We start from the raw sequence: 8977 nt of genomic DNA on the forward strand, positions 1-8977 counted from the left end.
GGATCTTGCCGGGCGGCGCGGGTCAGGCAAGATCCGGAAGAGACGGCCCAGGCCGGCTCCTTCGGCCCGTGCCGGCACGGGGGCCCTGAACGACACGAGACCCGGGAGAGAAGGCCCATGCCTTCTCTCCCGGGTCTCGTCGTTCGGTGCCGGGCGTTACGCGGAGACCGTGCGGATGTTCTCCACCGCCGCGACCAGCGGGGCCAGTTCCGGGTTCCGCGCGGCCTCGTCGAGGGCCTCGCGCAGGGCGGTGTCGTTCGTCGGTCGGGCCGCCGTCAGCAGGCTCAGGCCGGCCTCGCTCACGTCGGTGTAGATGCCCCGGCGGTCGGTGTCGCAGATGTAGCGGTTGAGCAGTCCGCGGTCCTCCAGCCGGCTGACCAGTCGGGTCGTGGCGCTCTGGCTGAGCACCACCGAGTCGGCCACCTGGTGCATCCGCAGGTGTCCGCCCGGGCCGCTGTGCTGGCGGCTGAGCACGTCCAGCAGGGAGTACTCCCGCACGCTCAGCTCGTGGCCCGCCTGGAGGGCGCGTTCGATGTGGGCCTCGATCCGGCCGTGGAGGAGGGAGAGGGCGCACCAGCCCTGGGAGAGGGCGGTGAGTGCGCTGTCCGTGGCGGTCATGGGCGGGCTCCTTGCTCGAAGCGGGTTCCCCCAGGATAGGCCACGGCCGCAATAGCCCGCGCTTGCAAATATCCCGCGTCTGCAATTAATGTGGACGCACGTAAGCCGCGACAGCAAGTGAAGCGGCAGTACAGGCAACCTCCCCCCTGAAGGGCACCCCCTCATGCCTCTCGCACTCCTGGCACTCGCCATCGGCGCCTTCGGGATCGGCACCACCGAATTCGTGATCATGGGCCTGCTCCCCGAGGTCGCCGGCGACTACGGCGTCTCGATCCCCACCGCGGGCTTCCTGGTCACCGGCTACGCGCTCGGTGTCGTCCTCGGCGCCCCGCTGATGACCATCCTCGGCACCCGCATCCCCCGCAAGCGCATGCTGATGCTGCTCATGGGCCTGTTCGTCGTCGGCAACGTCATCTCCGCCCTCGCCCCGGCCTTCGGCGTCATGCTCGCCGGCCGCGTCGTCGCCTCCCTCGCCCACGGCGCCTTCTTCGGGATCGGCTCGGTGGTCGCCGCCGGACTGGTCGCCCCGCAGAAGAAGGCCGGCGCCATCGCCATGATGTTCACCGGCCTCACCGTCGCCAACGTGGTCGGCGTACCGCTCGGCACCCTCGTCGGCCAGACCCTCGGCTGGCGCTTCACCTTCCTGATCGTCGCCGGCCTCGGCGTGCTCGGTCTGCTCGGCATCGCCAAACTGGTCCCCGAACTGCCCCGCCCCGAGGGCGTCCGGATCCGCCACGAGCTGGCAGCCTTCCGCAACGTCCAAGTACTCCTGGCGATGGCCATGACCGTGCTCGGCTTCGGCGGGGTCTTCGCCGCCATCACCTACATCACCCCGATGATGACCAACGTCGCCGGATTCGCCGACACCTCCGTGACCTGGCTGCTCGTCCTCTTCGGCCTCGGCATGGTCGCGGGCAACCTCATCGGCGGAAAGTTCGCCGACCGGGCCCTCATGCCGATGCTCTACGTGTCCCTGGGCGCGCTCGCCGTGGTCCTGGCCGTGTTCACCGTCACCGCCCACCACAGGTTCGGCGCCGCCGTCACCATCGCCTTGATCGGCGCCCTCGGCTTCGCCACCGTGCCCCCGCTGCAAAAGCGCGTCCTCGACCAGGCCGCCGGCGCCCCCACCCTGGCCTCCGCCGTCAACATCGGCGCCTTCAACCTCGGCAACGCCCTCGCCGCCTGGCTCGGCGGGCTCGTCCTCGCCGCCGGCCTCGGCTGGACCGCCCCGAACTGGGTCGGCGCCGCCCTCGCCGCCTCCGCGCTCGTCCTCGCCGTCGTCTCCGGCGCACTGGAGCGCCGTACGAACGCCCGCGCGGCCGGCAGCCGGGTCGTCGCCACCGCGACTCCCGAGACGGCCGTCGCCGCACACCACTGAACCCGCTTCCCCCGTCAGACCCCGTTCGCCCCCGTTCGACCGACCGATTCCCCACACCCCAGGAGCACCCCCATGTCCGGCACCACCACCGCCAGCCGTACCGCCGTCGCCCCGCTGACCACCGAGGACGCCGAACTGCTGCTCGGCGCCGCCCGCGCCGCGGCCGAGGAGGCCGGGGTCACCGTCAGCGTCACCGTCCTCGACGCGGGCGGCCACCCGCTCGCCTTCCGCCGCGACGACCGGGCCGTCCTGATCTCCGGCGAGACCAGCACCCGCAAGGCGTACACCGCCCTCCAGCTGAACGCCCCGACCGCCGACCTCGTCGAGGCCGTCCTGCCCGGCGCCCCGTTCCACACCCTGCCGACCGCACTGGACCGGCCGCTGCTGTTCATCGCGGGAGGCCTCCCGGTCCACCGTGACGGCCGGCTGATCGGCGCCATCGGCGTCGGCGGCGGGGCCCCCGAGCAGGACCACGGCTTCGCCGCCGCCGCGCTGGAGACCCTCGCCGCGCTGGTCTGAGCCCTCCCGGGTCGCGAGCCCGTGTCCCCCGTGCCAGGTTGGGTACGGGGGACACGAGCGCATGATGCGGCAATCGACGAGGCACAGGAGAGGTCGGGCCATCGCGACGGCAACGGTCGCCGCCGTGGTCTCCCTGGTCCTGCCCGGATGCTCGGCCGGCGCGGACAGTGCCGGCGGTGCGCAGACCCCGCCGGCCACCGGCACCACGCCCGGTGCGCCGCCCCCGTCGGCGCCGCCCACCCCCGAACCGAGCCCCGAGCCGTCGTACCCGCTGTCCACGGCCCCCCGCACGGTCCCCGCCGTACGGGAACACGCGCCGGCCCGCGGCCCCGGCTGGAAGCCCGCGCCGGCCGCCCGGGTCGTCGTACGGCCGGCCGACGCGGCGGCCCTGTCCGACGAGGGCCGGCTGCTCGCCGGCGAACTCAGGATGGGCTTCGCGCAGACGGCCGCCCCGCGCCCCGGCGACGTGGAACTCGCGCTGGGCGCGAAGAACTCCGGAGCGCCCGAGTCCTACACCCTCACCGTCGGGGACGGCCGCGTACGCATCACCGGGCCCGACGAGGCCGGCGTCTTCTACGGCACGCGCACCCTCAAACAGGAGATACGCACGGCCGGCAAGGCCCCCGAGGGCACGGTGCGCGACGCCCCCGCCAAGCCGCAGCGCGGCCTCAACCTCGACATCGCGCGCAAGAACTTCACCCCCGACTGGATCGAGGACCGGCTGCGCGAGATGGGCGACCTCAAGCTCAACCAGCTCGGTCTGCACTTCTCCGACGACCAGGCTTTCCGGATCGAGTCCACCTCCCATCCGGAGATCGTCTCCACCCCGCACCTCACGAAGGCGGACGTACGCCGGATCACCGCGCTCGCCGCCCGCCTGCACATCACCGTCGTCCCCGAGATCGACTCGCCCGGACACCTCGGCGCCGTACTGCGCGCCCACCCGGACCTCCAACTGCGCGACGTGCGGGGGCGCCCGGTCAAGGGCGCCGTGGACATATCGAACCCGGCGTCGGCGAAGCTCGTGGACGAGCTCCTGCGCGAGTACATCCCGCTCTTCCCCGGCGGCGCCTGGCACCTGGGCGCCGACGAGTACCAGGCCCTGGTGGTCAAGGACCCGCAGGCCTCCTTCCCGCAGCTCGCCGCCGCCGCCCGACAGCGGTACGGGCCGTCCGCGCGGGTACAGGACCTGGCCGCCGGCTGGCTCAACGACCGGGCCGCCGTCGTCCGCCCCTCGGGCAAGACGCTCAAGGCCTGGAACGACGGCTTCTTCGCCGGGGGAGTGGTCCCCGCCGCCAAGGACCTCCAGGTCGAGTACTGGACGGGCAAGGAGCTCGGCGCCCGGCCTCCCCTCGCCTACCTCCGCGAGGGCCGCAAGGTCGTCAACCTCAACGACGAGTACCTCTACTACGTCCTGGGCCAGCCGAACGACTTCGCCTACCCGACCGGCAAGCGGATCTACGAGCAGTGGACCCCGCTGGTCCTGCGCGGCACGACGCCCGTCCCCGCCTCGTACGACGACCAGATCCTCGGCGGCCGGCTCGCCGTCTGGGCCGACCTGGCCGGGGCCCAGACCCAGGCACAGGTGGCCGAGGGCATCCGGCTCCCGCTGGCCGCCGTGTCGCAGAAGCTCTGGGACTCCCGGACCCCGAGCCTCGACTGGGCCACGTTCCGCTCGCTCGCCGACGGGCTGCGCTGAAGTCCTTGGCCGACACCGGTCCGCGTCGATCGGATCGGTCCATGAACGACGAACCACGGACCAGGCCCTCGCGAGCGGCTTCGAGAGGTCCACCGACCCGGCCCGCCTCGACGCCGCGCTGATCCACCGCCGGCTGTCCGGGGACTCCCACCGGGCCCTCGGCCGCAGCCGCGAGAAGCAGGACGCGGCCATCGCCGGCTCGCTCAACCTCGGTCTGTGCGACAGCGCCTTCGGACACGCGGCTCGGCCACGCCCGCGTCGTCACCGACCCGGCAGCCAGTGAACCCGGCAGCCAGTGAACCCGACGGTCAGTGAACCGGGCCCGGGCGGCTCTGCGGGTCCTGGGGCTCACGGCGGGGCGTGCGGTCGCGCAGTTGCCAGCGCCGCCGGGCCCATTGGCCGATCAGCGGCAGCGACATGACCACGGTGAGGATCCAGGCCGCCGCGAAGGACCAGATCAGCGGCTGCGCCACGGTGATGGCGGCCGCGACGAGGAGGGCCACGGTCAGCGCGCCCAGCCCGCAGGCCGCCACGATCCGCTGCCTCAGGCTCGCGGAGCGCAGTCGACGGTTCAGTGACCGATCACCCTTGAGTTGGGCCTCGATCTCGGAGAGGGCGCGCTGTTCGTGATCGGAAAGTCCGGCTCCACTCATGACGACGTACCTCCGTCGGCTGCCGCCGTCGGGCGCGGAACGCAGCCTGTGCGCTGCGAATACCCGGCCTGACGCGCGTCAACCGCCGGAGGGCGTCATGGTTGCCGGGGGTCGGTCACCAGATGGAGTCGACCCACTCCGGGTGGTCGATGAACGGGTTCCGGTTGTGCTGGTACGTGTCGAAGATGACCTGGTTGCGGCGCTGCTCGAAGGAGTCCGGCGGGTCCTGCCGGCTCCACTGCTTCAGCACGCTGATCCGGCCCATCGACGGGGCGGAGCCGTTGTTGACCGTGTCGTTGAGCTCGAGGTTCGCGAAGCCGTCCTCGCCGTCGTAGCGCACGGCCATGTAGAGCAGCATCCGGGCCACGTCGCCCTTGACCGCGTCGCGCGGCTCGAAGGAGTCGGAGTCCGTGAAGCTGCCGGAGGCCTCGGAGACCGGGCTGCCGCCCTTGTCGAAGTCCTTGTTGCCGCGGGTGCTGTTGACCGTCACGTCCTCGGGACGCAGGTGGTGCAGGTCCGTGCCGGGGCCGGTCGCGGTGCCGAAGTCGCCGTGGCTCTTGGCCCAGACGTGCTCGCGGTTCCAGTCGTTGGCGCCGCCCCCGTTGGAGGTCTTGGACTGCGAGCGGCCCGAGTAGACGAGGATGACGTTGTTCGGGTTGGCGGGGTCCTGGTCGGTGACCTTCAGGGCGTTCCACACGCCGTCGTACGACACCTTGGTCTGGGTCTTGATGATGCCGTGGAGCGCCGTCTTCAGCGCGGCGCCGGTCTTGCCCTGCGCCGGGGCGTAGTAGTCGTCGTAGGCCGCGTCGGCGCCGGCCGCGGCGGGCGCGTCGGCGTGGGGGGCCGCCGTCCGCTGCGAGCCGGCCGAGGCGGTGGCCGGTATGAGGACCAGCGAGGCGGCCGCGAGGCCGGCCGCACAGGGGGCGAATCGGGAGATTCTCATGACGTGGGGGATGCCTCTCCATCACGCACCGTCCCCGCCAAGGCGGTTGGCGGGGTGTCAGGTGGCAGAGCGAGGCTGACATTGTCATGCGCCCAACAGGTAAAAAGCATGTGTCCGGCGTGCGGATCTTGTGTTTGTCCGCGGTGGGGCGAGGGCACGGTAGCGAGGGCCCGAACCGTGCGAAATCCCCACCGGGAGCAGCCCATGCCAACGAAGATCCTCATCGTCACCGGCGACGCCGCGGAGTCGCTGGAGGTCCTCTACCCCTACCAGCGCCTGCGCGAGGAGGGCTACGAGGTCCACATCGCGGCCCCGGCGGTCAAGAAACTCCGTTTCGTGGTGCACGACTTCGAGGACGGGTTCGACACCTACACCGAGAAGCCCGGCTACACCTGGCCCGCCGACATCGCCTTCGCCGACGTGGTGACGGAGGACTACGAGGCCGTCGTCGTCCCGGGCGGGCGGGCGCCCGAGTACCTGCGCAACGACCCCGAGGTGCGACGGATCCTGGCCGCCTTCGCCGACGCGGACAAGCCGATCGCGCAGATCTGCCACGGCCCCCTGATCACCGCCGCCGCCGGCACCCTGGAGGGCCGCCGGGTCACCGCGTACCCGGCCCTGGAACTCGACATGAAGGCCGCGGGGGCGCACTTCGAGGACTCCGAGGCGGTGGTGGACGGCACCCTCGTGTCGGCCCGCGCCTGGCCGGACCACTCGGCCTGGATGAGGGAGTTCCTGACCGTGCTGCGCGGCAAGGCCCCGCTGGTCTGACGCCCGCGGTCGCCGGCCCTCGGTTCCCGGTCCGCCGGGGGCGGCTCGGGCCGGCGGTGCCTGATCGGCCGTGTGCGGCCGGCCGCCCGTCGGCCCCGGGGTTCGCCCCGGGCGCCGACGATCGTCAGTTGCCGGAGGTGACCCGCGGGGCGGGCTCGCTCTTGTAGTTCGCGGGGCCGAAGTTCTTCTTCACGGCCGCGTCCCAGGAGCCGTCCGAGACCATCTTCGTCAGCGCGCTGTTGATCTTGCGCTGGAGGTCGGCGTTGCCCTTCTTGATGCCGATGCCGTAGTTCTCGTTGCTGAGGTTCAACCCGATCAGCTTGAACTTGCCCGCGTACTCCTTCCGGGCCCCGTAGCCGGCCAGGATGGAGTTGTCGGTGGTCATGGCGTCGGCCTCGCGCGCCAGGAGGGCGACGACGCACTCCGAGTAGCTGCCGAGCTCCAGCAGGCTCGCCTTCGGGGCGAGGTTCTTCTTGACGTTCTCGGCGGAGGTCGAGCCGGTGACCGAACAGAGCTTCTTGGAGTTGAGGTCCTCGGCCTTGGTGATGCTGTTGTCGTCGGCCCGGACCATCAGGTCCTGGTGCGCGATGAAGTACGGGCCGGCGAAGTCGACCTTCTGCTTGCGCTTGTCGCTGATCGAGTAGCTCGCGGCGACGAACTGGACCTCGTTGTACTGGATCAACAGCTCCCGGTCGGAGCTGAAGACCTGCTTGAACTCGATCTCGCTCGGCTTGTAGCCGAGCTCCTTCGCTATGTACGTGGCGACGTCGACGTCGAAACCGGTGAAGGTTCCGTCGGGCTCGCGCATCCCGATCCCGGGCTGGTCGAACTTGATCCCGATGCCGATGGGCTCCTTGGGGTCGTCACCGCCACACCCGGAGGTGGTGACGGCGAGGGCGATCACTGCGGCGACCGCACCGACCTTGGGAACCTTCATGCTGCACTCTTTCCTCGGGAACGCGGATCACGCGGGAACGGGGGGGTGAACGGTGTCATGCGGAGTACCGGGTCGGTACGGGGTGGTGGCGCGGGGAGCGGAGCCGGTGAGGGTCCGGGCACGCGCGGAACCGCGGGGTCGTCGCGCACGTGTATGAGGAAGCTAGGAAGGCGACGGGCACACCGTCACTACATCTGAGGAAAACTTGAGGGTAACAATCCGGTTCGGCCAAAGATTTACCGGTCGTTCCGGGGCGTAGCCGGACAAGGGGGAACGGCGTGGCGAACGGTTCGGTACGGATCAACGGGAACGCGCTGCAGCTCGGCGACGGCGCGCAGATCAGGTTCATCCGAACCCTGCGCCTCCCGGAGTCGGGTACGCACGGGCTCCCCCCGGGACTCGGGGAGTTCCCGCTGCGACGGGTCGAGGACCACCCGGACACGGTCCCGGCCGAGTGGCTCGCCAAGGGCGGGGTGATGCTGCCGGTCCACCTGCGCGAGGCGATGTGGCTGAGCTTCGCGGGGACCCGGGAGCCCGCGGCGCTCCAGGTCGGCGTCGGCAAGGTCTGCGCCGTCTCGGGCGAACGGTGGACGGGACGGCTCGCGCGCCGCCCGCAGAACTACGTCGTGCTCCCGCGCCAGCCGTGGCTGGACGGGATCAACTCGGGCAAGGGGACGGTGCGACAGTTCGTCGCCGTTCCGCTCGGCCTCGGCGCCACGGTCGAGGGACAGGTCACCGGCGAGGAGACCGCGGGCGGCGTGCAGCTCCAGGCGTTCCCGCTCGACCCCGAGCCGTTGCTGCGCTGGCGGGAGCAGGAGCGGGCCCGGCTCGTCCCGCCGCCGATGCCGTCCTCGTTCGGCGGGTACGGGGCCGCCCCCGGCGCGCCGGCGGCCCCGGGGAGCGCGCCCATGGCCGCCCGCGCCGCGGCCCCGGCGCAGGCGGCTCCCGCGATGGGCCTGGGGGTGGGCGGTTCCATGCGCCAGGAGGTGTACGAGGACACGCGGCCCCTGTCGGACTGGGCCGAGGAGCCGGCCGCACGCGTCTTCGTCCACCTGGTGACCCCGCCCGAGTGGCGGCGCATCACCGGCGAGCCCGCCCCGCCCTCGCCGGTCGACCGGGCCGCGTACACCCGGGCCGGGCTGCCGTGGTTCGACCACTACGACGAGGGCGGCACCGACCTGCCCGCCACCGACACCCTCGGTGCGGTCAAGCCGGTCGGCGACTGGCTCGGAGACGACCACACCCCGTGGGTCGCCCCGACCCAGTCCCAGACCCATTCGCTCGGCAACGCCCCCCGCCCGGGCAAGCCCGTCCGGGACGGGGACTGGTAGCGAGCCGCGAGAGGCGGGGGGGGGGGGGCGGGCCCCCCCCCCCCCCCCCCCGGCCCGGGGGGGGGGGCCCCCGGGGGGGGGGACGGGTGCGCGGCGCCGCGGGGGGGGGGGGGGGGGGGGCCGCAGGG

General features: G+C 72.1%; 9 protein-coding genes. 5 read left to right on the plus strand and 4 right to left on the minus strand.

Going from position 1 to position 8977, the window contains the following annotated elements; all coding sequences use genetic code 11:
- Window positions 1–156 precede the first annotated feature (156 nt).
- Window positions 157–618 carry a MarR family winged helix-turn-helix transcriptional regulator gene (locus ACFYW3_RS04340; protein ID WP_267829014.1) on the minus strand — a complete coding sequence of 154 codons (462 nt, stop codon included), beginning with the start codon at window positions 616–618 and terminating at the stop codon, window positions 157–159.
- Window positions 619–781: 163 nt separating this feature from the next.
- Between ACFYW3_RS04340 and ACFYW3_RS04345 the strand changes: the two genes are divergently transcribed.
- From ACFYW3_RS04345 to ACFYW3_RS04355, 3 genes are all read left to right on the plus strand, one after another.
- Complete coding sequence (locus tag ACFYW3_RS04345) at window positions 782–1996, plus strand: MFS transporter (RefSeq protein ID WP_389385488.1); 1215 nt, start codon at window positions 782–784, stop codon at window positions 1994–1996.
- A 72-nt stretch (window positions 1997–2068) separates the two neighbouring features.
- The gene (locus ACFYW3_RS04350) at window positions 2069–2515 is read left to right on the plus strand and encodes a heme-binding protein (RefSeq protein ID WP_389385489.1); all 447 of its coding nucleotides are present in this window, start codon (window positions 2069–2071) and stop codon (window positions 2513–2515) included.
- Window positions 2516–2576: 61 nt separating this feature from the next.
- Entirely contained in the window at window positions 2577–4214 is a 1638-nt protein-coding gene (locus tag ACFYW3_RS04355; RefSeq protein ID WP_389385490.1) for a glycoside hydrolase family 20 protein, read from the plus strand.
- A 308-nt stretch (window positions 4215–4522) separates the two neighbouring features.
- On the opposite strand, the gene ACFYW3_RS04360 is transcribed toward ACFYW3_RS04355, so the two are convergent.
- Window positions 4523–4867: a DUF3040 domain-containing protein gene (locus tag ACFYW3_RS04360; protein WP_351762494.1), complete on the minus strand. Its 345-nt coding sequence runs from the start codon at window positions 4865–4867 to the stop codon at window positions 4523–4525.
- Window positions 4868–4982: 115 nt separating this feature from the next.
- Window positions 4983–5810: an endonuclease I family protein gene (locus tag ACFYW3_RS04365; RefSeq protein ID WP_389385491.1), complete on the minus strand. Its 828-nt coding sequence runs from the start codon at window positions 5808–5810 to the stop codon at window positions 4983–4985.
- A gap of 204 nt (window positions 5811–6014) precedes the next feature.
- Here ACFYW3_RS04365 and ACFYW3_RS04370 point away from each other — a divergent pair, with 204 nt between their 5' ends.
- Complete coding sequence (locus ACFYW3_RS04370) at window positions 6015–6581, plus strand: DJ-1/PfpI family protein (protein ID WP_389385492.1); 567 nt, start codon at window positions 6015–6017, stop codon at window positions 6579–6581.
- A gap of 124 nt (window positions 6582–6705) precedes the next feature.
- On the opposite strand, the gene ACFYW3_RS04375 is transcribed toward ACFYW3_RS04370, so the two are convergent.
- Complete coding sequence (locus ACFYW3_RS04375; protein WP_351762502.1) at window positions 6706–7518, minus strand: glutamate ABC transporter substrate-binding protein; 813 nt, start codon at window positions 7516–7518, stop codon at window positions 6706–6708.
- A gap of 278 nt (window positions 7519–7796) precedes the next feature.
- Between ACFYW3_RS04375 and ACFYW3_RS04380 the strand changes: the two genes are divergently transcribed.
- Window positions 7797–8849: a hypothetical protein gene (locus tag ACFYW3_RS04380; protein ID WP_389385493.1), complete on the plus strand. Its 1053-nt coding sequence runs from the start codon at window positions 7797–7799 to the stop codon at window positions 8847–8849.
- Window positions 8850–8977 lie beyond the last annotated feature (128 nt).

This window comes from Streptomyces sp. NPDC002602 (assembly GCF_042889445.1).
Lineage (GTDB): Bacteria > Actinomycetota > Actinomycetes > Streptomycetales > Streptomycetaceae > Streptomyces.